Below are 26,272 nucleotides of genomic sequence, written 5' to 3'. Positions count from 1 at the left end.
TTGTTTCAGCGAATGTGTGCAAGGACACCTTGCAGCTCATCAAGGGAGTTGTAGCCAATCACCAATTGCCCCTTGCCCTTCTTTCCGTGGCGAATCTGCACCGCAGAGCCCAGGCGCTCGGCCAGGCGTTGTTCCAGGCGAGCGATATCCGGATCGGTTTTTGGGGCCTCGACGGGGGCCGGTTTGCCACTGAGCCACTGGCGAACCAGTGCCTCGGTTTGGCGCACGGTGAGGCCGCGTGCGACAACATGTCGCGCCCCTTCAACCTGTTGATTTTCCGGCAACCCGAGCAATGCCCGGGCATGACCCATTTCCAGGTCGCCGTGGGACAGCATGGTCTTGATGACTTCCGGCAACGCAATCAGGCGCAGCAGGTTGGCCACGGTCACGCGGGACTTGCCCACCGCCTCGGCAACTTGTTGCTGGGTCAGCTGGAATTCCTGCTGCAAGCGCTGCAGGGCCACCGCTTCCTCGATCGGGTTGAGGTCTTCACGCTGGATGTTTTCGATCAACGCCATGGCGATGGCCGTTTCATCCGGCACATCGCGAACCATTGCCGGGATGGTTTCCTGGCCGGCCTGCTGGCTGGCGCGCCAGCGACGTTCGCCGGCGATGATCTCGAAGCGTCCGTTGGCAATCGGCCGGACCACGATCGGCTGCATCACGCCCTGGCTCTTGATCGACTGGGCCAGTTCTTCCAGCGCCTGCGGGTCCATGTCCCGGCGTGGCTGGTATTTGCCGCGCTGGATCAGGTCCAGGGGCAGATGCTGCAGCTCGCGCTGATCGGCCTGTACGGCCTGTTCTTCCAGCGAGCTGACCGTCGGACCGCTGAGCAGTGCATCCAGTCCACGTCCGAGACCTCGTTTCTTGACGGCCATGGGGTTTCCTTAAGTTGGCTGGGCTGCAGCGGTGCGTGGATTGCGGCGCTGACGGCGAACCATCTCGCCCGCCAGGGCCAGGTAAGCCAGCGCACCACGGGATTGTTTGTCGTAGGCCAAGGCCGGCATGCCGTAGCTCGGCGCTTCGGCCAGACGGATGTTACGTGGGATGACCGTGTCGTAGAGCTGCTCGCCGAAATGCTCCTTGAGCTGGGCCGAGACATCGTTCATCAGGCTCAGGCGCGGGTCGTACATGGTCCGCAACAGGCCTTCGACCTTCAGGTTCGGGTTCAGCAGTTCGGCGATGCGCTTGATGTTATCCACAAGGTCGCTCAAGCCTTCCAATGCGAAGTACTCGCACTGCATGGGGATAATCACCCCATCAGCCGCCACCAGGGCATTGAGGGTCAGCATCGACAGCGACGGCGGGCAGTCGATCAGGATGTAATCGTAGTTTTCCCGGATCGGCGCCAAGGCGCTGCGCAGGCGGCTTTCCTTCATCTGCATTTCCAGCAGCACCACTTCGGCCGCCGTCAGGTCACGGTTGGCCGGCAGCAGTTGATAACCGCCGTGTTCGGAGAAGTGCATGGCCTGGCCCAGATCGCATTCGCCGATCAGGACGTCGTAGATGGAATTTTCCAGGCCATGCTTATCCACACCGCTACCCATGGTGGCGTTGCCCTGTGGATCGAGATCGATCAACAGCACCCGGCGCTTGGTCGCGACCAGGGATGCTGCGAGGTTGATGCAGGTGGTGGTCTTGCCCACACCACCTTTCTGGTTCGCTATCGCGAATACCTTAGCCATTCTTGCTTGTGTTCCCAATCATGCCGTGCGGCGCAGTATCAGCAGATGGCGTTGGCCTTGGCAACCGGGTACGGCCAAGGCGTGTTCGCTATCGAGGTGGAAGTCTGCCGGCAATGCTACCAGCTCATCGGCCGGATGAACGCCCTTCATTGCCAGCCAGCGCGTATCGGCGTCGCCCAGGTGGCGAGTCCAGTTGCTGAAGTTCTCCATGCTGCTGAACGCCCGGGAGATGATCCCGTTGAACGGCTCGGCAGGCTGGAACGCTTCGACGCGATTGTGGATAACTTGCAGGTTATCCAGTTTGAGTTCGAGTTTGACCTGGGTCAGGAAGCGGGTTTTCTTGCCGTTGCTGTCCAGACAGGTCACTTGCGAGTCGGGAAACAGGATCGCCAGCGGGATTCCTGGCATGCCGCCGCCGCTGCCGACATCCAGCCAACGACCGTTTTCGATGAAGGACATGACGCTGAGACTGTCGAGCAAATGGCGCGAGACCATTTCATCCGGATCGCGCACGGCGGTCAGGTTGTAGGCCTTGTTCCATTTGATCAACAACGCCAGATAACCCAGCAATTGCGCGTGCTGGGCTTCGGTCAGGCTGACGCCGAGCTGACGGGCACCTGTGGATAACTCTTCAGCGTGTTGCGAGGTGACCATCGAACTCAAGCGCTTTGCTCCAACTGGCGGCCGGCGCCGCGTTTTTTCAAATGAATCATCAACAGCGAAATCGCTGCCGGCGTGACGCCGGGAATGCGCGAGGCCTGGCCCAGGGTTTCTGGACGGGTCGCACCGAGCTTGCTCTGGATTTCTTTCGACAACCCGGAAATACCGGTGTAATCGATATCCACAGGCAGCTTGGTGTCTTCGCTGGCACGCAGGCGGGCGATTTCATCCTGCTGACGGTCGATGTAACCGGCGTACTTGGTCTTGATCTCGACCTGTTCGGCCACTTGCGGATCTTCCGCGCCCTGGCCGGTCACTTCCACCAGCCCGACATAGTCGATTTCCGGACGGCTCAAGAGGTTCAGCAGATTGTATTCGTGGGTCAGCGGTGTGCCGAATTTCGCCGCAATGGCATCGCCTTGCTCGGTACCGGGACGAACCCAGGTGCTTTTCAGCCGCTGCTCTTCCAGCTCGATGCTCTCGCGCTTCTTGCAGAACGCGGCCCAACGCAGGTCGTCCACCAACCCCAGTTCGCGCCCCTTCTCGGTCAAGCGCAGGTCGGCGTTGTCTTCACGCAGGATCAGGCGGTATTCGGCGCGGGAGGTGAACATCCGATACGGTTCCTGGGTACCCAGGGTAATCAGGTCATCCACCAACACACCGATGTACGCCTCATCGCGACGCGGGCACCAGGCTTCTTTGCCCTTGGCGAGCAGTGCGGCGTTGGCTCCGGCGAGCAAACCCTGGGCACCCGCTTCTTCGTAGCCGGTGGTGCCGTTGATCTGCCCGGCGAAGAACAGACCGCCGATAGCTTTGGTTTCCAGGCTGTACTTCAAATCGCGCGGATCGAAGTAGTCGTACTCGATCGCATAACCCGGACGCACGATGTGCGCGTTCTCCATGCCACGGATCGATTGCACGATCTGCAATTGCACGTCGAACGGCAGACTTGTGGATATCCCGTTCGGATACAACTCATGGGTGGTCAAACCTTCCGGTTCGATGAACACCTGATGGCTTTCCTTGTCGGCAAAGCGATGGATCTTGTCTTCAATCGACGGGCAATAGCGCGGGCCGACACCTTCGATTTCACCGGCAGCGGAATACATCGGCGAACGATCGAGGTTCGCCGCGATGATTTCGTGGGTGCGGGCGTTGGTGTGGGTGATCCAGCAACTGACTTGCCGTGGATGCTGTTCCTTGTTGCCCATGAACGACATCACCGGGATCGGCGTATCGCCAGGCTGCTCGGTCATCACCGAGAAATCCACGGACTTGCCGTCGATGCGAGGTGGCGTACCGGTTTTCAGGCGCCCGACACGCAATGGCAACTCACGCAGACGGTGAGCCAGAGCAATCGACGGCGGATCACCGGCGCGGCCGCCGGAAAAATTCTGCAAACCGATGTGGATAAGTCCGCCGAGGAAGGTCCCGGTGGTCAACACCACGGAATCGGCGAAGAACCGCAGACCCATTTGCGTGACGACACCGCGCACCTGGTCCTGCTCGACGATCAGGTCATCGGCCGCTTGTTGAAATATCCACAGGTTCGGCTGGTTTTCCAGGATTTCACGGACAGCGGCCTTGTACAGGACGCGGTCGGCCTGGGCGCGAGTAGCGCGTACGGCCGGGCCTTTGCGGCTGTTCAACACGCGAAACTGGATACCACCCTTGTCGGTGGCCATGGCCATCGCGCCGCCTAGGGCATCGATTTCCTTGACCAGGTGGCTTTTGCCGATGCCACCGATGGCAGGGTTGCAGCTCATGGCTCCGAGGGTTTCCACGTTATGCGTCAGCAACAGGGTTTTTGCCCCCATGCGTGCTGATGCAAGTGCTGCCTCGGTACCGGCATGACCGCCGCCGATGACGATCACTTCAAAACGGGAAGGGAAATCCACCACGCACCTCGTGCCTGCTTTATTCAGGTAATTCGGAAATAGGTTTGAGTCTGGCCTGGGCGTTTTTCGAGCCAGGTCGGCAAGTATAGGGACTTCGCCCTTTCTAAAGAACCCTTTGCACAAAATTTAACCAGCTGTGGAGAACTCGCGGTTAAAAAAATAAAAAAGAAAGAAATTTATAAAATCTTTGTTTTTATGTTTATTCTTACTGAGCCATCTATCTGTGGATAACGTTCTACAGGCCTTTATTTTCAATGTGTACAGAGATTCAAAACCCTGTGGTCAGGTGGCAATGAGGGGCTTGGATAACCGGTGTAAGCCTGTGGATGAATGGGCCTGTTATCCACAGAGGCGGTTATCTTCAGTTTTGAAGGGGGTTTATCAACCGACCTCAATGGCAGTTATTCACAGGGCTTAATCCACAGAAAACCGCCGCGATGGACCGCCGCAGCGTCCACAGGCAAGCCGCCATGAAGGGCAATCAGTTTAAAAAAGAGAGGAAAAACCGGGTTTGCGTTGGACTCGAGAAGCTTCGAGGGCAAACCCGGCTAGAAAGGTGGGGGTTATTTACCGATGCAGAAGCTGGAAAAGATCCGCCCCAGCAAGTCATCGGAGCTGAAGGCGCCGGTAATTTCCCCTAGGGAATGTTGGGCCTGGCGCAGGTCTTCGGCCAACAACTCACCCGCCCCCGCCAAGGTCAGCTGCGCGCGACCGTGTTCCAGGGCGGCACTGGCATGGCGCAGGGCTTCAAGATGCCGCCGGCGGGCGCTGAAGCTGCTTTCCGACGTCTGCTCGTAGCCCATGCAGGCCTTGAGGTGCTCGCGCAGCAGTTCCAAGCCCTCACCCGCTGACTTCGCGCTCAGGCTGATGGTCACATGGCCGTCGTTGCTGACCTCAAGGACAATCGCTTCCCCGGTCAGGTCGGCCTTGTTGCGAATCAGCGTGACTTTCGCGGGATCCGGGCGGACCTCGAGGAATTCAGGCCACAAGGCAAATGGATCGTCGGCTTCCGGCGCGGTGGCATCGACCACCAACAATACCCGGTCGGCTTCACCAATGGCCTTCAGAGCCCGTTCCACGCCGATTTTTTCCACCTGGTCATCGGTGTCGCGCAAACCTGCGGTATCCACTACGTGCAGCGGCATGCCGTCGATGTGGATATGTTCACGCAGGATGTCCCGGGTGGTGCCGGCGATCTCGGTGACGATCGCCGCTTCGCGACCGGCCAGGGCATTCAACAAGCTGGACTTACCGGCATTCGGCCGTCCGGCGATCACCACGGTCATCCCATCGCGCAGCAAGGCACCCTGCCCGGCTTCGCGCAGTACTGTGGATAACTCATCGCGCACTTTATCCAGCAGGCTCAGCACGTGGCCATCGGCAAGAAAATCGATTTCCTCTTCCGGGAAATCAATCGCGGCCTCGACATAAATCCGCAGGCCGATCAATTGCTCGGTGAGGTTATGCACACGTTGGGAAAACGCACCCTGCAAGGAACGCAATGCGTTGCGTGCCGCTTGTGCCGAACTGGCTTCGATCAAATCGGCAATCGCCTCGGCCTGGGCCAGGTCGAGCTTGTCGTTGAGGAAGGCCCGTTCACTGAACTCACCCGGCCTGGCCAGGCGACAGCCCAGTTCCAGGCAACGCTTGAGCAGCATGTCCAGCACGATGGGGCCGCCGTGTCCTTGCAGTTCCAGTACGTCTTCGCCGGTGAACGAATTCGGCCCCGGGAAATACAAGGCCAGCCCCTCGTCGAGCACCTGCTGGTCAGCACTGAAAAACGGGCCGTAATGAGCAAACCGCGGCTTGAGTTCGCGACCGCTGATAGCCTTGGCCGCAACACTGGCCAAGGGCCCCGAAATACGGACGATGCCGACACCGCCGCGACCTTGGGCGGTGGCAACGGCGGCGATGGTTTCACGCGGAGCGCTCATAAACCGGTATCCAGACAAAAGTGGCAGATAGCAAAACGCCCCACTAGGGGGCGTTTTGTGTGGTTATCCACAGAGCAAGTTACGCCTCGGCTTTTTTCGCAGCCGCTTCGATCTTACGCGTGATGTACCACTGCTGAGTGATGGACAGCACGTTGTTCACAACCCAGTACAGCACAAGGCCAGCCGGGAACCACAGGAAGAAGAAGGTGAAGATGATTGGCATCATTTTCATGACCTTCGCCTGCATCGGATCCGGAGGCGTTGGGTTCAGCTGCTGCTGGATGAACATGGTCGCGCCCATGATGATCGGCAGGATGAAGAACGGATCCTTGATCGACAGGTCGGTAATCCACAGCATGAACGGTGCCTGACGCATCTCCACGCTTTCCAGCAGAACCCAGTACAGCGCCAGGAACACAGGCATCTGCACAAGAATCGGCAAGCATCCACCCAGCGGGTTGATCTTCTCTTTCTTGTACAGCTCCATCATGGCCTGGGACATTTTCTGCCGGTCATCGCCATGTTGTTCTTTCAGGGCGGCCAGTTTCGGCGCCACTGCGCGCATGCGCGCCATGGACTTGTAGCTGGCGGCCGACAACGGGAAGAAAATCCCCTTGATCAGCATGGTCAGGAAAATGATCGACCAGCCCCAGTTACCGACGATGCTGTGGATATGTTGCAGCAGCCAGAAGATCGGCTGGGCAATGAACCACAGGAAACCGTAGTCCACGGTCAGTTCCAGACCTGGGGACAACTCTTTCAAGACGGCCTGGCTTTTTGGACCGGCATACAGAATGGCGCTGGTCTCGACTTTTGCACCTGGCGCAGCGGTCAATGCCGGACCGGTGTAACCGACGATGTAGTTGCCTTTGCTGTCTTTACGCGTCTGGACGAGGTTGCTTTCGCCCTTCTGCGGGATCCAGGCTGTTACAAAATAGTGCTGCAGCCAGGCAACCCAGCCACCTTGGACGGTTTCCTTGACCTGGCCCTTGTCCATGTCCTTCATGGACACTTTCTTGTACGGCTCCGAACTTGTCCACAGGGCAGCGCCCAGGTAAGTCGCGGTGCCGGTGGCCGTGCTGGAAGAAGGATCGTCGCTGGCGTCACGCTTGAGTTGCGCGAACATCGCGCCGGACCAAGGCTGGGCGCTCTGGTTGTCGACCAGGTAGGAGACGGTTACGTCATACAGGCCACGTTTCAAGGTGAAACGCTTGATGTAGTTGACGCCATCCTTGCTGAACTTCAAGTCAACGACCAGTTGGTCCTGACCGTCAGCCAGTTGATAAGTCTTCTTCTCGGCGGAATAGACCGGGCGGCCGGCCGGGCTCGAATCCGGGCCGTTGGTACCGATCAGGCCACTTTGGGCCAGATAGGTGCGCTCGTTACCGTTGTCGAACAACTGGAACGGGATTTCCGGATGATCCTGGCGACGCGGGTACAGCGGCAGCTTCAGTTGGGCGACGTCACCACCCTGTGGATCGATTGCCAGCTCGAGCACGTCCGTCTTGATCTGGATGAGATCTTTGCTTACGACCACGGGGGCTTCGGCGGGAGCGCTGGTATCGCTTGCCGCGCGTGGGATGTCGTCATTGCTGGCAGCGTTGTTGCCAACTGGGACATCCGGCAGGCTCGGTGCGGTATTGCTGGCTGCAACATTCTGAGTCGGCAGGGCAGCCTGGCCATAGTCCTGGTTCCATTTAAGGACCATGACGTAGGACACGATTGCCAGGGCGACGATCAGGATCGTGCGTTTGATATCCATGATTACTCGGCCATCGAAGAAGAACGGGAGGTAGGGATAGGCGGAACCGGGTCATAGCCGCCGGGATTCCACGGATGACAGCGACCTAAACGACGAAAGGTCAGCCAGCCACCGCGCAGTAGGCCATGATTTTCTATGGCTTCGTACGCGTAGCAGGAACAACTGGGGTAGAAACGACAGTGACTGGCCATCAAAGGACTAATGGCATAGCGGTAAAACTGGATCGGAACGAGTGCCAGTTTACGCATCGGGACTGTCTACCCCTACAGTTTCGGTGTTGACTGCTGGTACTGGCTTGTTGCGGGCCAGACGCTTCCAGAGCTTGCCGAAATGCTGAATCAATTCGGGGTTTTCTACGTCACCCAAACCTTTGCGCGCGACGATAACAATGTCCCATCCAACCAGTGAATCCTGGTTAAGGCGAAACGATTCGCGCATCAGACGTTTGAGGCGATTGCGCTGAACGGAGAGCTTGACGCTCTTTTTCCCGATGACCAGCCCTAGTCGGGGGTGATCGAGATCGTTGCTGCGCGCAAGGAGCAGGAGATTTTTCCCCGGAACCTTGCCGGTAGGGGAGTCAAAGACTGCCTTGAAATGCCGGGGGGTAAGCAGACGCTTTTCCCGACTGAAGTCCTGACTCACCTCCAGTGCCGGATTATCAAACTGCCAGACGCGCACGACCTTTGGCGCGACGACGCGACAGGACGGCACGACCGTTCTTGGTAGCCATGCGAGCACGGAAACCGTGGGTACGAGCGCGTTTGATAGTGCTTGGTTGGAAAGTACGTTTCATGTCGTGTTACCTGGTTCGTCCACAACGGGCCGGAATGGCCCCCGTTTTAAGAGACCGGGGATTCTAGAGAAAGCAAGCCTCTAGGTCAATTTCCAACCAGCGTTTCCTTTAAATAGATATCCGGGCGCTTCGGCGGATTCATCACCCAGCCCTAGATATAAAAATAAAGAAGGGAATTATTTAAAGCTTTTCTGTAAAGCTTATAAAAGCAAGGCAGCCACCTTGCTGTGGATAACCATGCTCAGGCCTTGTAATCCGCCATGTACAGAGAATGACAACTACACGGGAAAGCAGTGGTCAGCCTGTGCTGCGCTGTCGGATAAGCTGTGTGTGGAATGCCCTGTTATCCACAGGGCGGTTACCCACAGACTTTCGCCCCCACTTGTGCAACGACCTCAGGCCCGGTTATCCACAGAGCTTATCCACTGACCGCCTGTCGTCTTTCTCGCCGTTAACGCATTGATAAATCATGGGCGATCAGCAAGCTGCATGTGGATAAGTGGCCGTCTGCTCGCTACAATGGCCGCTTGTTTTTGCCTCACCGGCTTTCAACTTAGGGGATATCCGTGTCAGTGGAACTTTGGCAGCAGTGCGTAGAGCTTTTGCGCGATGAGCTGCCTGCCCAACAATTCAACACTTGGATCCGTCCACTACAGGTCGAAGCCGAAGGCGACGAGTTGCGTGTCTATGCACCGAACCGTTTCGTTCTCGACTGGGTCAACGAAAAGTACCTGGGCCGGGTCATGGAACTGCTCGACGAGCATGGCAATGGCATGGCGCCTGCGTTGTCCTTATTAATAGGCAGCAAGCGCAGCTCGGCACCGCGCGCCGCACCCAACGCGCCGCTGGCCGCCGCAGCGTCACAGGCCCAGCAGACTGCAACGGCACCGGTTAACAACCATGCTGCCCCGGCACCCGCGCCTGCCCCGAGCAAACGCAATGCACAAAAGGTCGCCGAGGTCAGCGAAGAGCCCTCCCGGGACAGCTTCGACCCGATGGCCGGTGCCAGCTCCCAGCAGGCGCCGGTGCGTGCCGAACAGCGCACCGTCCAGGTCGAAGGTGCGCTCAAGCACACCAGCTACCTGAACCGGACCTTCACCTTCGAGAATTTCGTCGAAGGTAAATCCAACCAACTGGCCCGCGCGGCGGCCTGGCAGGTTGCGGATAACCCCAAGCATGGTTACAACCCACTCTTCCTTTATGGCGGCGTCGGCTTGGGTAAGACCCACTTGATGCATGCGGTGGGCAACCATCTATTAAAGAAGAACCCGAATGCCAAGGTCGTGTACCTGCATTCCGAGCGTTTCGTGGCCGACATGGTCAAGGCGCTGCAGCTGAACGCGATCAACGAGTTCAAGCGTTTCTACCGTTCGGTGGACGCCTTGCTGATCGACGATATTCAGTTCTTCGCCCGCAAGGAACGTTCCCAGGAAGAGTTTTTCCACACCTTCAACGCATTGCTTGAAGGCGGGCAGCAGGTCATTCTCACCAGTGACCGCTACCCGAAAGAAATCGAAGGCCTTGAAGAACGCCTCAAATCGCGTTTCGGCTGGGGCCTGACGGTGGCCGTCGAGCCGCCCGAGCTGGAAACCCGCGTCGCGATCCTGATGAAGAAAGCCGACCAGGCCAAGGTCGAGCTGCCTCACGACGCCGCGTTCTTCATCGCCCAGCGTATCCGCTCCAACGTGCGTGAGCTCGAAGGTGCCCTCAAGCGGGTGATCGCTCACTCGCACTTCATGGGCCGCGACATCACCATCGAGTTGATTCGCGAATCCTTGAAGGACCTGCTGGCGCTCCAGGACAAACTGGTTTCTGTGGATAACATTCAGCGAACGGTTGCGGAATACTACAAAATCAAGATTTCCGACCTGCTGTCCAAACGCCGTTCGCGTTCGGTAGCACGTCCGCGTCAGGTGGCGATGGCCCTGTCCAAGGAACTGACCAACCACAGCCTGCCGGAAATCGGCGATGTGTTTGGCGGACGCGACCACACCACGGTGTTGCACGCCTGTCGCAAGATCAACGAACTTAAGGAATCCGACGCGGACATCCGCGAGGACTACAAGAACCTGCTGCGTACACTGACCACTTGATGACCACCAGCGCAGCTTATTAAGGCAAGGGACTAGACCATGCATTTCACCATTCAACGCGAAGCCCTGTTGAAACCCCTGCAACTGGTCGCAGGCGTCGTCGAACGCCGCCAGACCTTGCCGGTACTTTCCAACGTGCTGCTGGTTGTCGAAGGCCAGCAATTGTCGCTGACCGGTACCGACCTGGAAGTCGAGCTGGTCGGTCGTGTGCAACTTGAAGAACCGGCCGATCCGGGTTCCATCACCGTGCCGGCGCGCAAGCTGATGGACATCTGCAAGAGCCTGCCCAACGACGCGCTGATCGACATCAAGGTCGATGAGCAGAAGCTCGTGGTCAAGGCCGGTCGCAGCCGTTTCACCTTGTCCACGCTGCCAGCCAACGATTTCCCGACCGTTGAAGAAGGCCCGGGTTCGCTGACCTGCAGCCTGGACCAGAGCAAATTGCGTCGCCTGATCGAACGCACCAGCTTCGCCATGGCCCAGCAAGACGTGCGGTATTACCTCAACGGCATGCTCCTGGAAGTGTCTGCCGGCGTCATCCGCGCCGTCGCTACCGACGGGCACCGCCTGGCCATGTGCTCGATGCAGGCCGATATCGGTCAGCCGGATCGCCACCAGGTGATCGTGCCGCGCAAAGGTATCCTGGAGCTGGCCCGTCTGCTGACCGAGCCGGACGGCAACGTCAGCATCGTACTGGGCCAGCACCACATCCGCGCCACCACCGGCGAGTTCACCTTCACGTCGAAGCTGGTGGACGGCAAGTTCCCTGACTACGAACGCGTGCTGCCAAAAGGTGGCGACAAACTGGTCCTGGGCGATCGCCAGGCGCTGCGCGAAGCGTTCAGCCGTACCGCGATCCTGTCCAACGAGAAGTACCGTGGCATCCGCCTGCAATTGGCCAATGGTCAGTTGAAGATCCAGGCGAACAACCCGGAGCAGGAAGAGGCGGAAGAAGAAGTAGGCGTTGAGTACAACGGCGGCTCCCTGGAAATCGGCTTTAACGTCAGCTACCTGCTCGACGTGTTGGGCGTGATGACCACCGAGCAAGTGCGTCTGATCCTGTCTGACTCCAACAGCAGTGCGCTGGTGCAAGAGTCCGACAACGACGATTCGGCTTACGTTGTCATGCCGATGCGTCTGTAATCATGCCCATGCCCAGCAGAAGCTAGATGTCCTTAAGTCGCGTCTCGGTCACCGCGGTGCGCAATCTACACCCGGTGACCTTCTCCCCTTCCCCCCGCATCAATATCCTTTACGGCGCCAACGGCAGCGGCAAAACCAGCGTCCTGGAAGCCGTGCACCTGCTCGGGCTTGCCCGTTCGTTTCGCAGCACCCGCCTGTTACCGGTCATCCAGTACGATCAACTGGCGTGCACGGTGTTCGGCCAGGTGGAACTGGCGGAAGGCGGCCATAGCGCCCTGGGGATCTCGCGGGACCGGCAAGGCGAGTTCCAGATCCGCATCGATGGGCAGAACGCCCGCAGCGCGGCACAGCTGGCGGAGATCCTGCCGTTGCAGTTGATCAACCCGGACAGCTTCCGTCTGCTGGAGGGCGCACCGAAGATTCGCCGGCAATTTCTCGACTGGGGCGTGTTCCACGTGGAACCGCGCTTCATGACCACTTGGCAACGCCTGCAGAAGGCGCTGCGCCAGCGAAACTCTTGGCTGCGACATGGTACACTTGACGCCGTTTCGCAAGCGGTTTGGGACAGGGAACTGTGCCAGGCCAGCGCTGAAATCGATGAATACCGCCGCGCTTACATCAAAGCCTTGAAACCGGTCTTCGAGCAGACCTTGAGCGAACTGGTTGAGCTTGAGGGCCTGACGCTCAGCTATTACCGAGGCTGGGACAAGGACCGGGAACTGAGCACCGTGTTGGCTGGCTCGCTGCAGCGGGACCAGCAGATGGGCCATACCCAGGCCGGACCACAACGCGCTGACTTGCGCCTCAGATTGGGCGCACATAACGCCGCGGACATCTTGTCCCGGGGTCAGCAGAAGTTGGTGGTGTGTGCCTTGCGTATCGCCCAGGGGCATCTGGTCAGCCAGGCCCGCCGCGGTCAGTGTATTTATCTGGTGGATGACTTGCCGTCCGAGCTGGACGAAGCCCACCGTCGCGCGCTGTGCCGCTTGCTGGAAGACTTACGCTGCCAGGTGTTCATCACCTGTGTAGACCACGAATTATTGAGGGAAGGCTGGCAGACGGAAACGCCAGTCGCTCTGTTCCACGTGGAACAGGGCCGTATCACCCAGACCCACGACCATCGGGAGTGAAGGCATTGAGCGAAGAAAATACGTACGACTCAACGAGCATTAAAGTGCTGAAAGGCCTGGATGCCGTACGCAAACGTCCCGGTATGTACATTGGTGACACCGACGATGGTAGCGGCCTGCACCACATGGTGTTCGAGGTGGTCGACAACTCCATCGACGAAGCCCTCGCCGGCCATTGCGACGACATCAGCATCATCATCCACCCGGATGAGTCCATCACCGTTCGCGACAACGGCCGTGGCATCCCGGTAGACGTGCATAAAGAGGAAGGCGTTTCCGCCGCTGAGGTCATCATGACCGTCCTCCACGCAGGCGGTAAGTTCGACGACAACTCCTACAAGGTCTCCGGCGGTCTGCACGGCGTAGGTGTATCGGTAGTGAACGCGCTGTCCGAACAACTGGTCCTGACCGTTCGCCGCAGCGGCAAGATCTGGGAACAGACCTACATCCACGGTGTGCCCCAGGCACCGATGGCGATCGTTGGCGACAGCGAAAGCACCGGCACCCAGATTCACTTCAAGGCCTCGAGCGAAACCTTCAAGAATATCCACTTCAGCTGGGACATCCTGGCCAAGCGGATTCGTGAACTGTCCTTCCTCAACTCCGGTGTTGGCATCGTCCTCAAGGACGAGCGCAGCGGCAAGGAAGAGCTGTTCAAGTACGAAGGCGGCCTGCGTGCGTTCGTTGAGTACCTGAACACCAACAAGACCCCGGTCAACCAGGTGTTCCACTTCAACGTCCAGCGTGAAGACGGCATCGGCGTGGAAATCGCCCTGCAGTGGAACGACAGCTTCAACGAGAACCTGTTGTGCTTCACCAACAACATCCCGCAGCGCGACGGCGGTACTCACCTGGTGGGCTTCCGTTCGGCGCTGACCCGCAACCTGAACACCTACATCGAACAGGAAGGCCTGGCGAAGAAGCATAAAGTCGCCACCACCGGTGACGATGCCCGTGAAGGCCTGACCGCGATCATCTCGGTGAAGGTGCCGGATCCGAAGTTCAGCTCCCAGACCAAGGACAAGTTGGTGTCTTCCGAAGTGAAGACCGCGGTTGAACAGGAAATGGGCAAGTACTTCTCCGACTTCCTGCTGGAAAACCCGAACGAAGCCAAGCTGGTGGTCGGCAAGATGATCGACGCCGCTCGTGCCCGTGAGGCTGCGCGCAAGGCCCGTGAGATGACCCGCCGCAAAGGCGCGCTGGACATCGCCGGCCTGCCGGGCAAACTGGCTGACTGCCAGGAAAAGGACCCTGCCCTGTCCGAGCTGTACCTGGTGGAAGGTGACTCTGCTGGCGGTTCCGCCAAGCAGGGCCGCAACCGCCGTACCCAGGCCATCCTGCCGCTCAAGGGCAAGATCCTCAACGTCGAGAAGGCGCGCTTCGACAAGATGATTTCCTCCCAGGAAGTCGGCACCTTGATCACGGCGTTGGGCTGCGGTATTGGTCGCGAAGAGTACAACATCGACAAGCTGCGCTATCACAACATCATCATCATGACCGATGCTGACGTCGACGGTTCGCACATCCGTACCTTGCTGCTGACGTTCTTCTTCCGTCAGTTGCCGGAGCTGATCGAGCGCGGCTACATCTACATCGCCCAGCCGCCGCTGTACAAGGTCAAGAAAGGCAAGCAAGAGCAATACATCAAAGACGACGACGCCATGGAAGAGTACATGACGCAGTCGGCCCTGGAAGACGCGAGCCTGCACCTGAACGAAGATGCCCCAGGCATTTCCGGTGAAGCCCTTGAGCGCCTGGTCAACGACTTCCGCCTGGTGATGAAGACCCTCAAGCGCCTGTCGCGCCTGTACCCACAGGAACTGACCGAGCACTTCATCTACCTGCCAGCCGTGAGCCTGGAGCAACTGTCCGATCACGCAGCGATGCAGGATTGGCTGGCCCAGTACGAAGTACGCCTGCGCACCGTGGAAAAATCCGGCCTGGTCTACAAAGCCAGCCTGCGTGAAGACCGTGAGCGTAACGTCTGGCTGCCGGAGGTCGAGCTGATCTCCCACGGCCTGTCGAACTATGTCACCTTCAACCGCGACTTCTTCGGCAGCAACGACTACAAGACCGTCGTATCCCTGGGCGCGCAACTGAGCACGCTGCTGGACGACGGTGCCTACATCCAACGTGGCGAACGCAAGAAAGCCGTGACCGAGTTCAAGGAAGCCCTTGAATGGCTGATGGCCGAAAGCACCAAGCGCCACACCATCCAGCGATACAAAGGTCTGGGTGAGATGAACCCGGATCAGCTGTGGGAAACCACCATGGACCCAAGCTCGCGGCGGATGCTGAAAGTCACCATCGAAGACGCCATTGGCGCGGACCAGATCTTCAACACCCTCATGGGTGATGCGGTCGAGCCTCGTCGTGACTTCATCGAGAGCAATGCGTTGGCGGTATCCAACCTGGATTTCTGATCCCTTCAGCAGCACCGCTCCAAAAAAAGCCAACGCTTATGCGTTGGCTTTTTTTTACGCTTTAAAAACGTGCACCCTGTTCAGGCCTGTGGGTAAAAACGGGGGTAACTCGGTAACACCTTGGCACAAAGCCTTCACGCTCAATGGGTTAGGTGCGGGGTGAGAGCCCCCGGATAACGGGGCCTCAGATTTTCTGGCGCAGAACTTGCGTATTAAATAAATTACACATCGTTTCTTTAAATTGACAGGGGAGCGGTGGGTACGAGGTGACACGAATAAATCCAATACCAAGGGTAGTCTCAATGAGCGGTACGCAAACTTCCAATCATCTGGAGCAAGGGCTCAAACCCCGGCATGTGACGATGCTATCCATCGCCGGCGTCATCGGCGCTGGCCTTTTCGTTGGCTCCGGCCACGCTATCGCCGCGGCCGGTCCAGCCGTGCTGCTGGCTTACGCTGCCGCGGGTGCCCTGGTGGTGCTGGTGATGCGGATGCTGGGCGAAATGGCGGTGGCGTCGCCGGACACTGGCTCCTTCTCGACGTATGCTGACCGTGCGATTGGGCATTGGGCCGGTTTCACCATCGGCTGGCTCTACTGGTGGTTCTGGGTTCTGGTGATTCCGCTGGAAGCCAACGCTGCCGCAACGATTCTTCATGCGTGGTTCCCGGACGTTGCAATCTGGGCCTTCACGCTGGTCATTACTCTGCTGTTGACGGTCACCAACCTGTTCAGCGTGAAGAATTACGGGGAATTTGAATTCTGGTTCGCCCTGGTCAAGGTGGTGGCGATCATCGGCTTCATTGGCCTGGGGGTGATGGCGATCTTCGGCGTGCTGCCCACCAGCCAGGTCAGCGGTGTTTCACACCTGTTCGACACCCAGGGCTTCCTGCCCAACGGTATGGGCGCGGTGTTGGGGGCAATCCTGACCACCATGTTTTCGTTCATGGGCACCGAGATCGTGACCATCGCGGCGGCCGAATCGAAGAACCCTGGCCAGCAGATTTCCAAGGCGACCAACTCGGTTATCTGGCGGATTGGCTTGTTCTATCTTGTGTCCATCTTCATCGTTGTCGCCCTGGTGCCGTGGAACGATCCGCTCCTGGCCAGCGTCGGTTCCTACCAGACGGTGCTGGAGCGCATGGGCATCCCCAATGCCAAACTGATCGTCGATATCGTCGTCCTGGTAGCGGTCACGAGCTGCCTGAACTCGGCGCTGTATACGGCGTCGCGGATGATGTTCTCGTTGGGCAAGCGTGGTGATGCGCCGGCCGTTTCCCAGCGCACCAACAAGAGCGGTACACCTTACTGGGCGGTGATGCTGTCGACCGGTGCGGCCTTTTTGGCGGTATTCGCCAACTACGTGGCGCCGGCTGCGGTGTTTGATTTCCTGCTGGCCAGCTCCGGTGCCATTGCATTGCTGGTGTATCTGGTCATCGCGGTTTCGCAGCTGCGCATGCGCAAGCAACGCATGGCGCGTGGTGAAAAAGTCGCTTTCAGCATGTGGCTGTTCCCCGGCCTGACCTACGCGGTGATTGTCTTCATCGTCGGGGCCTTGACCATCATGCTGTTCCAGGAAGCCCATCGTGTAGAGATCCTGGCGACGGGGCTGCTGAGTGTTTTGGTGGTGGTGTCCGGATTGCTGATACAGCGCCGCCGGATCGCAAAGGCAGGAAGCCTGGTACAGACGATCGGCTGATATCCATTGTGGCGAGGGGATAAATCCCCTCGCCACGGATGTAATCAAATACCTAACTCGCGACAGACGCCTCACTTCCCGCCGCCACATTCTCCAACCGATACCCATACCCATAAATCGTCAGTAATTGCCAACCCCGATCCGCCGTCAGCCCGAGCTTGTTGCGCAGGCGATAGATGTGGGTATCGAGCGGGCGGGACGAGGTCATTTCCTCGTGGGTCCAGAAGCGTTCGTAGAAATACTCCCGAGACAGTGGCCGGCCCAGGTTGGCGAACAGGCACCGGGCCAGGCGGTATTCTCGCTCGGTCAGGCTGATGGGTATGCCGGCGCGGGTAATGGTCAGCTCGGCGTCGTCGAACGCCAGGTCGTTGAACACCAGCACGTCGCTGGCGGGCGCGCGTTGCAGGTTGTGACGGCGCAGCACAGCGGTGACCCGGGCCTTGAGCTCGTTGGGCCGAAAGGGTTTGCTCACATAGTCGTCGGCACCGGCGTTGAGGGCCTGGACGATGTCGTGCTCGCCGTCGCGGCTGGTCAGCATGATGGCGGCCGGTGGCGAATCCATGTGCTCGCGGGTCCAGCGCAGCAATGAAAGCCCGCTGATGTCCGGCAGTTGCCAGTCGAGGATCAACAGGTCGAAGGTTTCCCGGCGCAGTTGCCGCAACAAGTCCTCGCCTCGCTCAAAGCTGTGCAGGGTCCAGGCTTGCTCGCCCCTGCCGGGGATTTGTTGCAGGGTCTGTTCTACCCGGCGCAGCTCGGCCGGTTCATCGTCCAGTATGGCGACACGCATGGAATGCGATTCCTTGATCTCGAGAGTAACGGACATCTTCAGGTGGCAAAGAAACGCAGCCGCTGGCTGATTCGTTGTCATTGACCTGTCGCTGGCTGCGACAATACCGGCTCGCGGCACAGAGGGAAAGGCAGCAGCGCGTCACCCATCGAGTCCCGTTATAGTCATGGGCTTTGCAAGCCCGTAAAGAAATCCCCAGTCCTTGAGGTTGGCCAGGAGGCCTATGAGTAACCAGCGTCGCCGTGAAAGTCGTGAGCCAACCCAGGTCCAGCAGTTGTTTCGTCAGTTGGTGCGGGAGTGGTTGTGGATAAGTTTGTTGCTGTTGCCGCTGACGGCCTTGCTGTCATTGAGCAGCCAATCGACGGGTAACCATCCAGGCGCTGTGTTGTTGTCGGTGTGTCTGGTGGCCTGTGTATTGGGCCTGTTGCTGTTGCGCCCGCGCCTGGCCCTGTGGACAACAGTGGGCGGCATGAGCCTGGCCCTGTTGATCAGTGCCGTGCTGGGCGCGCGAGGCTGGTGGTGGTCGCCCATGGCAAGTGTGCTGGGCATCATGTTCGGCTACCTGATCTGGAATTGGCGGCGCCTGAGCGTGGTGCTGGCCTATTTCGGCTGGGAGCTGGCCCGCCTGGACGCGGAACCCAAGGTCTTCCCGGAACGTCGCCGCGCCTCCTACACCGGCAGCGACCGCTTGCAGGGCCAGATCATGGCCCTGGAACAAGCCATGAGTCGAACCCGCGACACCCGGCGCTTCATTGCCGACGGCCTGGAGTACCTGCCGGTGGCGACCATGATCAGTGATCCCCAGGGCAAACTGTTGCTTGGCAATCGCAAGGCGCGCGAGCTGTTCGGCCATGGTCTGGCGGGCGGCGACGTGCTGGAGCATCTCGGGCAATTGGGTTATCCAGGGTTGGAGCATGGGGCGCATCATCGGTTATCCACATTGCCCTTGGTGGAGTTTCGCGACATTCGCGAGCGCAGCTTGCGTCTGGAACGGGCGGCGTTATTGCCGGTTGATGGCGATGCGCCGATTGGCTGGTTGTTGAGCCTCACGGACCTGAGTGCCGAACGTGAGGCTGAAGAACAGCGCAGCGTCATGCTGCGTTTCCTCTCCCATGATTTGCGCGCCCCGCACTCGGCGATCCTTGCATTGCTCGATGTGCAGCGGCATCAGGTCGGTGGGGATAATCCGCTGTTCGACCAGATCGAGCGCCAGGTACGTCGCGCCCTGGACCTGACCGAGGGCTTCGTGCAATTGGCCAAGGCCGAATCCGAGGCGTATCAATTCCAGCCGACGCTGTTCGCCATGCTGGTGCTGGATGTGCTCGACCAGGCGCTGCCCATCGCCCAGGCAAAACGCATCCAGTTGATTCATGAAATAGAGGATGAAGAGGCGATGCTGAGGGCGGATCAACCGTTGCTGACCCGTGCCCTGTTCAATCTGCTGGAAAACGCCATCAAGTACAGTGCGCCCGACGCCTGCATTTCGCTGCAGGTCCATTGCACCCCGGGCTGGTTGATCTGCAATGTCGCCGACCAGGGCAAAGGCATCAGCGCCGAAGAACTACCCGACCTGTTCAGTCAGTACCGACGGTTTTCCTCGGCTCACGGGGTCGATGGAATTGGCTTGGGGCTGTCGATGGTCAAGGCCGTGGTTGACCATCACGAGGGGAAAATCGAGTGCCGTAGCGTGGTGGGTAAAGGCACGACGTTCAGCCTGCGTTTCCCGTTATTGGAAGATTGAAAAAGATCGCGGCTTTCGGCTGTAGGAGCTGCCGAAGGCTGCGATCTTTTGGTGCTATAAAAAACTTATGCACCTGAAGGCGGGTTTTATGTGTTTAGGAAATATGTATAAAAAACATATACCTACAGCATAAAAGCAACGGATTTAGAAAAAACGGTACACAGGTTATCCACAGATCTCAAACAGCGAGCTGGTCGGTGGCAGCCGGTGTTGTCGGGGTCGGAGGCAGCGAGCCCATTTCCCGTTGTGTCTGTTCATTCCAGGCTTGTACACGGTCATTGAGCTCGGCGATGGCGCGGGGTCCAGTGCCTTCGGCATACATCGGCGCGCCGATCACCACAGTGATGACGCCTGGTTTCCTGATCCAGCCAGCCTTGGGCCAGAATTTGCCGGCATTGTGTGCAATCGGCAGCACGGGCAGATCGGCGTTCACGGCCAATGCCGAACCGCTGCGGGAGAATTTGCCGACGGTTCCATAAGGAACACGGGTGCCCTCGGGGAAGATCAGCACCCAAACGTTATCCTTGAGCAGTTCGTCGCCCTTCTTCGCGACCTGTTTGAGGGCCACCTTGGGATTGTCGCGATCGATGGCGATCGGGCGCAGCATCGCCATGGCCCAGCCAAAGAACGGTACGAACAGCAGTTCACGCTTGAGAACCTGGCTCAATGGCTCGAAATAGGCCGAGAGAAAGAACGTCTCCCAGGTACTCTGGTGGTTGGACTGGATCACGCAGGGCCGGTCAGGCACGTTTTCGGCACCTTTGACTTCATAGCTGATGCCCAGGAACACCTTGCTCAACCACAGTGCGCAGCGGCACCAGTACACATTGATGAAACGGTAGCGCGCCTTGAACGGCAAGAAAGGCGCGATAAAGAAACTCAAGGAGCACCACAGCAAGGAACTGGTGCCCAACAGCAGGTAAAAGAGAAAGGCTCTGATGGCCTGCAATATCGACATAGCGGCATTTACCGTTGCGGGCAATGCCCGCCTGTTCAAGCGCTTCCCGAACAATCCTTGATCAGGTTGTCGTGGGAGCTCTAATTGTGGATAAGTTCAGCGGCAATCGCCGCCAAGTCGTCAAAAATCAAGGTGCCCACCGGTAGGGTCTTGCCCAGAGTCTTTTCGCCTTTCCCGGTCTTTACCAAAACTGGCTGACAATCGACGGCCTTGGCCGCCTCCAGGTCACCGAGGCTGTCGCCGACGAACCACACACCCGCCAGCGCCACGCCGTAATGCGCGGCAATGGTTTTCAACATGCCCGGCTTGGGCTTGCGGCAATCGCAACCTTCGTCCGGCCCGTGCGGGCAATAGACGATCAGCCCGACTTCCCCGCCCTGCTCCGCCACCAGGGCGCGCAAGCGCTCATGCATGGCGTCCAGGACGGCGAGGTCATAGTAACCGCGGGCAATGCCCGACTGGTTGGTGGCAACCGCCACCGTCCAGCCGGCCTTGCTCAACTGCGCGATGGCTTCGATCGAACCGGGCAGTGGCAACCACTCCTCCACCGATTTGATGTAAGCGTCGGAGTCGTGATTGATCACCCCGTCCCGATCGAGAATCAGCAGTTTCAACAGCAGCTCCTCAACCCAGCACGGAAATATCGGCAATATTGAGGAACAGGCTGCGCAGGCGTGCCAGCAATGCATAACGATTCTTGCGAACGTCCTCGTTGTCCGCATTCACCATCACGGCTTCAAAGAACGCATCGACCGGTTCGCGCAGGGCCGCCAGGCGCGCCAGGGCCTCGGCATAATCGCGTTTTTCCATGAGCGGTTGCACCGACGCATACGCCTGTTGAATCGCCGAGTTGAGCGAAAACTCGGCGGCATTATCAAAGTAACGTGCTTCAACGGCTTTGACGGAGGGCTCGGCCTTGCTCAGCAGGTTCGACACGCGCTTGTTCACCGACGCCAGCGCTGCCGCTTCCGGCAATTTGCGGAACGCCTGCACCGCTTGTACACGCTGGTCGAAGTCCAGGGCCGAACCTGGTTTCAGGGCACGCACCGACAGGTAGGTCGCGACTTCGACACCTTCGTCTTCATAACGCGCACGTAGGCGGTCGAAGATGAATTCCAGCACGGCATCGGCCAGGCCGGCAGCCTTGACCTTGCTGCCGAACGCATTGACGGCGAACGCCACGGCGTCGTTCAGGTCCAGGTCCAGCTGCTTGTCGATCAGGATCCGCAACACGCCCAGCGCCGCACGACGCAAGGCATATGGGTCTTTGCTGCCGGTGGGCAGCATGCCGATACCGAAGATGCCGACCAGGGTGTCGAGCTTGTCAGCGATCGCCACGGCCGCACCGGTCAGGGTGGTCGGCAGCTCAGCGCCAGCACCGCGGGGCATGTACTGCTCGTTCAGTGCCAGGGCCACGTCTTGCGGCTCGCCATCGTTGAGGGCGTAGTAGTAACCGGCGACGCCTTGCATCTCCGGGAACTCACCGACCATTTCGGTGGACAGGTCGCACTTGGACAGGATGCCGGCACGGGCCGCGCGCTGGGCGTCGCCGCCGATGCGTGGGGCGATGAACGCTGCCAGTTTCGACACGCGCTCGGCCTTGTCGTAGACGCTGCCGAGTTTTTCCTGGAACACCACGTTGCGCAGGCGCTCGTTGAAGCTTTCCAGCGGCTGCTTCTTGTCTTGCTTGAAGAAGAACTCGGCATCGGTCAGGCGCGGGCGAACGACTTTTTCGTTACCGGCGATGATCTGCTGCGGGTCCTTGCTTTCGATGTTGGCGACCGTGATGAAGCGCGGCAGCAACTTGCCTTCGGCGTCCAGCAGGCAGAAGTACTTCTGGTTGTCCTGCATGGTGGTGATCAGCGCTTCCTGCGGCACTTCAAGGAAACGTTCCTCGAACGAGCACACCAGCGGCACCGGCCATTCCACCAACGCGGTCACTTCGTCCAGCAGGCTGGCCGGTACGATGGCGGTGCCTTCCTGCAGGGTGGCCAGCTCCTCGGTGCGTTTGCTGATCAACTCGCGGCGCTCGTTGGCGTCGGCCAGCACGTAGGCGGCACGCAGGTCGGCCAGGTAGTTGGCCGGCGAGGTGATGCGCACGCTCTGTGGATGATGGAAGCGGTGACCGCGGGAATCGCGACCGGCCTTCTGGGCCAGGATCGTGCAATCGATGACCTGGTCACCGAGCAACATCACCAGCCATTGGGTCGGACGCACGAACTCTTCCTTGCGCGCGGCCCAGCGCATGCGCTTGGGGATCGGCAAGTCATTGAGGGAGTCTTCGACGATGGTCGGCAACAGGCTGGCGGTCGGCTTGCCCTTGATGCTCTGGCTGTAGCGCAGCTTCGGGCCGCTCTGGTCGATTTCGCTCAGGTCCACGCCGCACTTCTTGGCGAAGCCCAGGGCAGCTTGGGTCGGGTTGCCGTCGGCATCGAACGCGGCCTGGCGTGGCGGGCCGTCGAGGTTGATGCTGCGGTCTGGCTGCTGGGTCGCCAGGGCGGTGATCAGCACGGCCAGGCGGCGCGGCGCGGCGTACACCTGTTTGGCTTCGTAGCCCAGGCCGGCGGCTTGCAGGCCTTTGTCGATACCGGCCAGGAACGCATCGGCCAGGGTGTTCAGGGCTTTGGGTGGCAGTTCTTCGGTGCCCAGTTCAACCAGAAAATCTTGAGCACTCATTGTGCAGCCTCCAGCTTAGCCAACACTTCATCACGCAGGTCCGGGGTTGCCATCGGGAAGCCCAGCTTGGCACGGGCCAGCAGGTAGGCTTGCGCAACGGAACGCGCCAGGGTGCGTACACGCAGGATGTATTGCTGGCGCGCGGTCACGGAAATCGCCCGGCGTGCATCCAGCAGGTTGAAGGTATGGGACGCCTTCAACACCATTTCATAGCTCGGCAACGGCAGCGGCTGGTCCAGCTCGATCAGGCGCTTGGCTTCGCTTTCGTAGAAATCGAACAGTTCGAACAGCTTCTCGACGTTGGCGTGTTCGAAGTTGTAGGTCGACTGTTCCACTTCGTTCTGGTGGAACACGTCGCCGTAGGTCACTTTGCCGAACGGGCCGTCGGCCCACACCAGGTCGTAGACCGAATCCACGCCCTGCAGGTACATGGCCAGGCGTTCCAGGCCGTAGGTGATTTCGCCGGTGACCGGGTAGCACTCGATGCCGCCCGCCTGCTGGAAGTAGGTGAACTGGGTCACTTCCATGCCGTTGAGCCAGACTTCCCAGCCCAGGCCCCAGGCGCCCAGGGTTGGCGATTCCCAGTTGTCTTCGACGAAGCGAATGTCGTGCACCAGCGGGTCGAGGCCCACGTGCTTGAGCGAGCCCAGGTACAGCTCCTGGAAGTTTTCCGGGTTCGGCTTCAGCACGACCTGGAACTGGTAGTAGTGCTGCAGACGGTTCGGGTTTTCGCCGTAGCGGCCGTCAGTCGGGCGGCGGCTGGGCTGCACATAAGCGGCGTTCCAGGTTTCCGGGCCGATGGCACGCAGAAACGTGGCAGTGTGGAAAGTGCCGGCGCCTACTTCCATATCGTAGGGCTGAAGTACCACGCAACCTTGCTCGGCCCAGTATTGCTGGAGGGCGAGGATCAAGTCTTGGAAGGTACGCACGGCTGGCGTAGGCTGGCTCACGAAATTCACCTGTTTCTTGGGCTGCGATTTAAAGAGCGGGAGTATACCCGATTCGTTCGTGCGCACGCCCCCTGGAGCCTTATGCCACGCTGCTTTTGGTGTTCCGAAGATCCGTTGTACATGGCATATCACGATCAGGAGTGGGGCACGCCGCTGCGCGATGCGCAGGGTTTGTTCGAGTTGCTTTTGCTCGAAGGGTTCCAGGCCGGGTTGTCCTGGATCACCGTTTTGCGCAAACGCGAGCGCTACCGGGAGGTGCTGTACGGCTTCGATGTGCAGCGGGTGGCGCAAATGAGCGACGCTGAAATCGATGAACTGATGCTCGACCCCGGCATCATTCGCAACCGCCTCAAGCTCAAGGCGGCCCGCCGCAACGCCCAGGCCTGGCTGGCGCTGGAAGACCCGGTGGCGTTCCTCTGGTCGTTCGTGGGCGACAAACCCATCATCAATCATTTCAAGGACCGCACCGAAGTGCCGGCCATCACGCCCGAGGCACTGGCGATGAGCAAAGGCTTGAAAAAAGCCGGGTTCACCTTCGTCGGACCGACCATTTGCTATGCCTTGATGCAGGCCTCGGGCATGGTCATGGACCACACCCTAGACTGCGACCGCTACGCCGAGTTGGTAAACGGCGGTTAGAATAGCCGGCTCGCAACACGGCCCATACATTCAGGAGTGACCTGTGGATAAGTTGAAAGGCGCCTTGCTGGTTGGCGCTCTGCGGTTGTTTGCGCTGCTGCCCTGGGGCGCGGTGCAGGCGGTGGGCTCGGCCATTGGCTGGCTCATGTGGAAATTTCCCAACCGTTCCCGCGACGTGGTGCGGATCAACCTCGCCAAATGTTTTCCCGAGATGGACCCGGCCGAGCGCGAACGCCTGGTGGGCCAGAGTCTCAAGGACATCGGCAAATCCCTGACCGAAAGCGCCTGTGCCTGGATCTGGCCGGCCCAACGCTCCATCGAGCTGGTGCGCGAAGTCGAAGGCCTGGAGGTGCTGAAAGAAGCGCTGGCCTCCGGCAAAGGCGTGGTGGGCATCACCAGCCACCTGGGCAACTGGGAAGTGCTCAACCACTTCTATTGCAGCCAGTGCAAACCGATCATTTTCTACCGTCCGCCCAAGCTCAAGGCCGTGGATGAATTGCTGCAAAAGCAACGCGTGCAGTTGGGCAACAAAGTCGCAGCATCGACCAAGGAAGGCATCCTCAGCGTCATCAAGGAAGTGCGCAAAGGCGGCCAGGTGGGCATCCCCGCCGACCCGGAGCCGTCTGAATCCGCCGGCATCTTTGTGCCCTTCTTCGCCACCCAGGCCCTGACCAGCAAGTTCGTACCCAACATGCTCGCTGGCGGCAAAGCGGTTGGCGTCTTCCTCCACGCCCTGCGCCTGCCGGACGGCTCGGGCTACAAAGTCATCCTCGAAGCCGCCCCGGAGGCGATGTACAGCACCGACACCGAAACTTCGTGCGCCGCCATGAGCCAAGTGGTGGAACGCTACGTGCGGGCCTACCCGAGCCAATACATGTGGAGCATGAAACGCTTCAAGAAACGCCCGCCGGGTGAGGCACGGTGGTACTGAAGGCCTGTTGCCATCCCCAATCCCTGTGGGAGCGAGCCTGCTCGCGATGGCGGCGGCACATTCAACATCGATGCAAGCAGACCCACCGCCATCGCGAGCAAGCTCAGCTCCCACAGTTTTTTCGGGTTTGCTCACAGACATCGCGTCCATCCCCAATCCCTGTGGGAGCCGAGCCTGCTCGCGATGGCGGCGGCACATTCAACATCGATGCAAGCAGACCCACCGCCATCGCGAGCAAGCTCAGCTCCCACAGTTTTTTCGGGTCTGTTCACAGACATCGCATCCATCCCCAACCCCTGTGGGAGCCGAGCTTGCTCGCGATGGCGGCGGCACATTCAACATCGATGCAAGCAGATCCACCGTTATCGCGAG

The 26,272-nt window shown here is 59.5% G+C and carries 22 protein-coding genes; 8 read left to right on the top strand and 14 right to left on the bottom strand.

Translation table 11 applies throughout. The features are described from left to right. Positions 1-5 precede the first annotated feature (5 nt). The 9 genes from AD662_RS06755 to rpmH form a co-directional block, all read right to left on the bottom strand. Positions 6-878: a ParB/RepB/Spo0J family partition protein gene (locus tag AD662_RS06755; protein WP_003187197.1), complete on the bottom strand. Its 873-nt coding sequence runs from the start codon at positions 876-878 to the stop codon at positions 6-8. Between the two features lie 9 nt (positions 879-887). After that, positions 888-1,685 carry a ParA family protein gene (locus AD662_RS06750; RefSeq protein ID WP_018613761.1) on the bottom strand — a complete coding sequence of 266 codons (798 nt, stop codon included), beginning with the start codon at positions 1,683-1,685 and terminating at the stop codon, positions 888-890. 18 nt (positions 1,686-1,703) lie between these two features. Then, complete coding sequence (gene rsmG, locus AD662_RS06745; RefSeq protein WP_172681190.1) at positions 1,704-2,339, bottom strand: 16S rRNA (guanine(527)-N(7))-methyltransferase RsmG; 636 nt, start codon at positions 2,337-2,339, stop codon at positions 1,704-1,706. A 5-nt stretch (positions 2,340-2,344) separates the two neighbouring features. After that, a complete protein-coding gene (mnmG, locus tag AD662_RS06740; RefSeq protein ID WP_018613756.1) occupies positions 2,345-4,243 on the bottom strand; it encodes a tRNA uridine-5-carboxymethylaminomethyl(34) synthesis enzyme MnmG in 1,899 nt (632 codons plus the stop codon). A 563-nt stretch (positions 4,244-4,806) separates the two neighbouring features. Then, positions 4,807-6,177 carry a tRNA uridine-5-carboxymethylaminomethyl(34) synthesis GTPase MnmE gene (gene mnmE, locus AD662_RS06735; protein WP_053183265.1) on the bottom strand — a complete coding sequence of 457 codons (1,371 nt, stop codon included), beginning with the start codon at positions 6,175-6,177 and terminating at the stop codon, positions 4,807-4,809. A 79-nt stretch (positions 6,178-6,256) separates the two neighbouring features. After that, a complete protein-coding gene (gene yidC / locus AD662_RS06730) occupies positions 6,257-7,939 on the bottom strand; it encodes a membrane protein insertase YidC (RefSeq protein ID WP_018613752.1) in 1,683 nt (560 codons plus the stop codon). 2 nt (positions 7,940-7,941) lie between these two features. After that, positions 7,942-8,187, bottom strand: a complete 246-nt coding sequence (gene yidD / locus AD662_RS28185) for a membrane protein insertion efficiency factor YidD (RefSeq protein WP_010465488.1) — start codon at positions 8,185-8,187, stop codon at positions 7,942-7,944. Continuing rightward, positions 8,180-8,581, bottom strand: a complete 402-nt coding sequence (rnpA, locus tag AD662_RS06725) for a ribonuclease P protein component (protein ID WP_003207107.1) — start codon at positions 8,579-8,581, stop codon at positions 8,180-8,182. Before rnpA ends, yidD begins: the two co-directional genes overlap by 8 nt. A gap of 16 nt (positions 8,582-8,597) precedes the next feature. Further along, positions 8,598-8,732, bottom strand: coding sequence for a 50S ribosomal protein L34 (gene rpmH, locus AD662_RS28180; RefSeq protein ID WP_003213577.1), 135 nt, complete (start codon positions 8,730-8,732; stop codon positions 8,598-8,600). Between the two features lie 566 nt (positions 8,733-9,298). Here rpmH and dnaA point away from each other — a divergent pair. The 5 genes from dnaA to gabP all read left to right on the top strand — a co-directional run bounded on the left by dnaA (position 9,299) and on the right by gabP (position 17,218). Continuing rightward, positions 9,299-10,825 (top strand): chromosomal replication initiator protein DnaA, encoded by a 1,527-nt coding sequence (dnaA, locus tag AD662_RS06720; RefSeq protein WP_024616799.1) that lies wholly within the window; start codon positions 9,299-9,301, stop codon positions 10,823-10,825. A 39-nt stretch (positions 10,826-10,864) separates the two neighbouring features. Continuing rightward, positions 10,865-11,968 (top strand): DNA polymerase III subunit beta, encoded by a 1,104-nt coding sequence (gene dnaN / locus AD662_RS06715; protein WP_003196145.1) that lies wholly within the window; start codon positions 10,865-10,867, stop codon positions 11,966-11,968. Positions 11,969-11,994: 26 nt separating this feature from the next. Next, entirely contained in the window at positions 11,995-13,098 is a 1,104-nt protein-coding gene (gene recF / locus AD662_RS06710) for a DNA replication/repair protein RecF (protein ID WP_003196148.1), read from the top strand. A gap of 5 nt (positions 13,099-13,103) precedes the next feature. Further along, positions 13,104-15,521 carry a DNA topoisomerase (ATP-hydrolyzing) subunit B gene (gene gyrB / locus AD662_RS06705; RefSeq protein ID WP_018613723.1) on the top strand — a complete coding sequence of 806 codons (2,418 nt, stop codon included), beginning with the start codon at positions 13,104-13,106 and terminating at the stop codon, positions 15,519-15,521. Positions 15,522-15,823: 302 nt separating this feature from the next. Continuing rightward, positions 15,824-17,218, top strand: a complete 1,395-nt coding sequence (gene gabP / locus AD662_RS06700) for a GABA permease (protein ID WP_053183267.1) — start codon at positions 15,824-15,826, stop codon at positions 17,216-17,218. Positions 17,219-17,270: 52 nt separating this feature from the next. On the opposite strand, the gene AD662_RS06695 is transcribed toward gabP, so the two are convergent. Beyond that, positions 17,271-18,005: a response regulator transcription factor gene (locus AD662_RS06695; RefSeq protein WP_018613718.1), complete on the bottom strand. Its 735-nt coding sequence runs from the start codon at positions 18,003-18,005 to the stop codon at positions 17,271-17,273. A gap of 223 nt (positions 18,006-18,228) precedes the next feature. Between AD662_RS06695 and AD662_RS06690 the strand changes: the two genes are divergently transcribed. Then, on the top strand, positions 18,229-19,746 hold the full coding sequence (locus AD662_RS06690) for a PAS domain-containing sensor histidine kinase (RefSeq protein ID WP_053186195.1): 1,518 nt from the start codon (positions 18,229-18,231) through the stop codon (positions 19,744-19,746). Positions 19,747-19,924: 178 nt separating this feature from the next. Here AD662_RS06690 and AD662_RS06685 read toward each other — a convergent pair whose 3' ends face one another. The 4 genes from AD662_RS06685 to glyQ all read right to left on the bottom strand — a co-directional run bounded on the left by AD662_RS06685 (position 19,925) and on the right by glyQ (position 24,330). Continuing rightward, complete coding sequence (locus AD662_RS06685; RefSeq protein ID WP_053183271.1) at positions 19,925-20,704, bottom strand: lysophospholipid acyltransferase family protein; 780 nt, start codon at positions 20,702-20,704, stop codon at positions 19,925-19,927. Between the two features lie 80 nt (positions 20,705-20,784). Further along, on the bottom strand, positions 20,785-21,324 hold the full coding sequence (gmhB, locus tag AD662_RS06680) for a D-glycero-beta-D-manno-heptose 1,7-bisphosphate 7-phosphatase (protein WP_162843747.1): 540 nt from the start codon (positions 21,322-21,324) through the stop codon (positions 20,785-20,787). 4 nt (positions 21,325-21,328) lie between these two features. Beyond that, the gene (gene glyS / locus AD662_RS06675) at positions 21,329-23,380 is read right to left on the bottom strand and encodes a glycine--tRNA ligase subunit beta (protein ID WP_024616795.1); all 2,052 of its coding nucleotides are present in this window, start codon (positions 23,378-23,380) and stop codon (positions 21,329-21,331) included. After that, positions 23,377-24,330 (bottom strand): glycine--tRNA ligase subunit alpha, encoded by a 954-nt coding sequence (glyQ, locus tag AD662_RS06670; protein ID WP_003177094.1) that lies wholly within the window; start codon positions 24,328-24,330, stop codon positions 23,377-23,379. Before glyQ ends, glyS begins: the two co-directional genes overlap by 4 nt. 81 nt (positions 24,331-24,411) lie before the next feature. Here glyQ and AD662_RS06665 point away from each other — a divergent pair, with 81 nt between their 5' ends. Further along, on the top strand, positions 24,412-24,969 hold the full coding sequence (locus AD662_RS06665; RefSeq protein WP_024616794.1) for a DNA-3-methyladenine glycosylase I: 558 nt from the start codon (positions 24,412-24,414) through the stop codon (positions 24,967-24,969). 43 nt (positions 24,970-25,012) lie between these two features. Next, positions 25,013-25,900 (top strand): lysophospholipid acyltransferase, encoded by an 888-nt coding sequence (locus tag AD662_RS06660; RefSeq protein ID WP_014335795.1) that lies wholly within the window; start codon positions 25,013-25,015, stop codon positions 25,898-25,900. Positions 25,901-26,272 lie beyond the last annotated feature (372 nt).

It is taken from the genome of Pseudomonas kilonensis, assembly GCF_001269885.1.
Lineage (GTDB): Bacteria > Pseudomonadota > Gammaproteobacteria > Pseudomonadales > Pseudomonadaceae > Aquipseudomonas > Aquipseudomonas kilonensis.
Note: the sequence above shows the minus strand (reverse complement) of the source record. Positions and strands in the feature narration are given on the sequence as shown.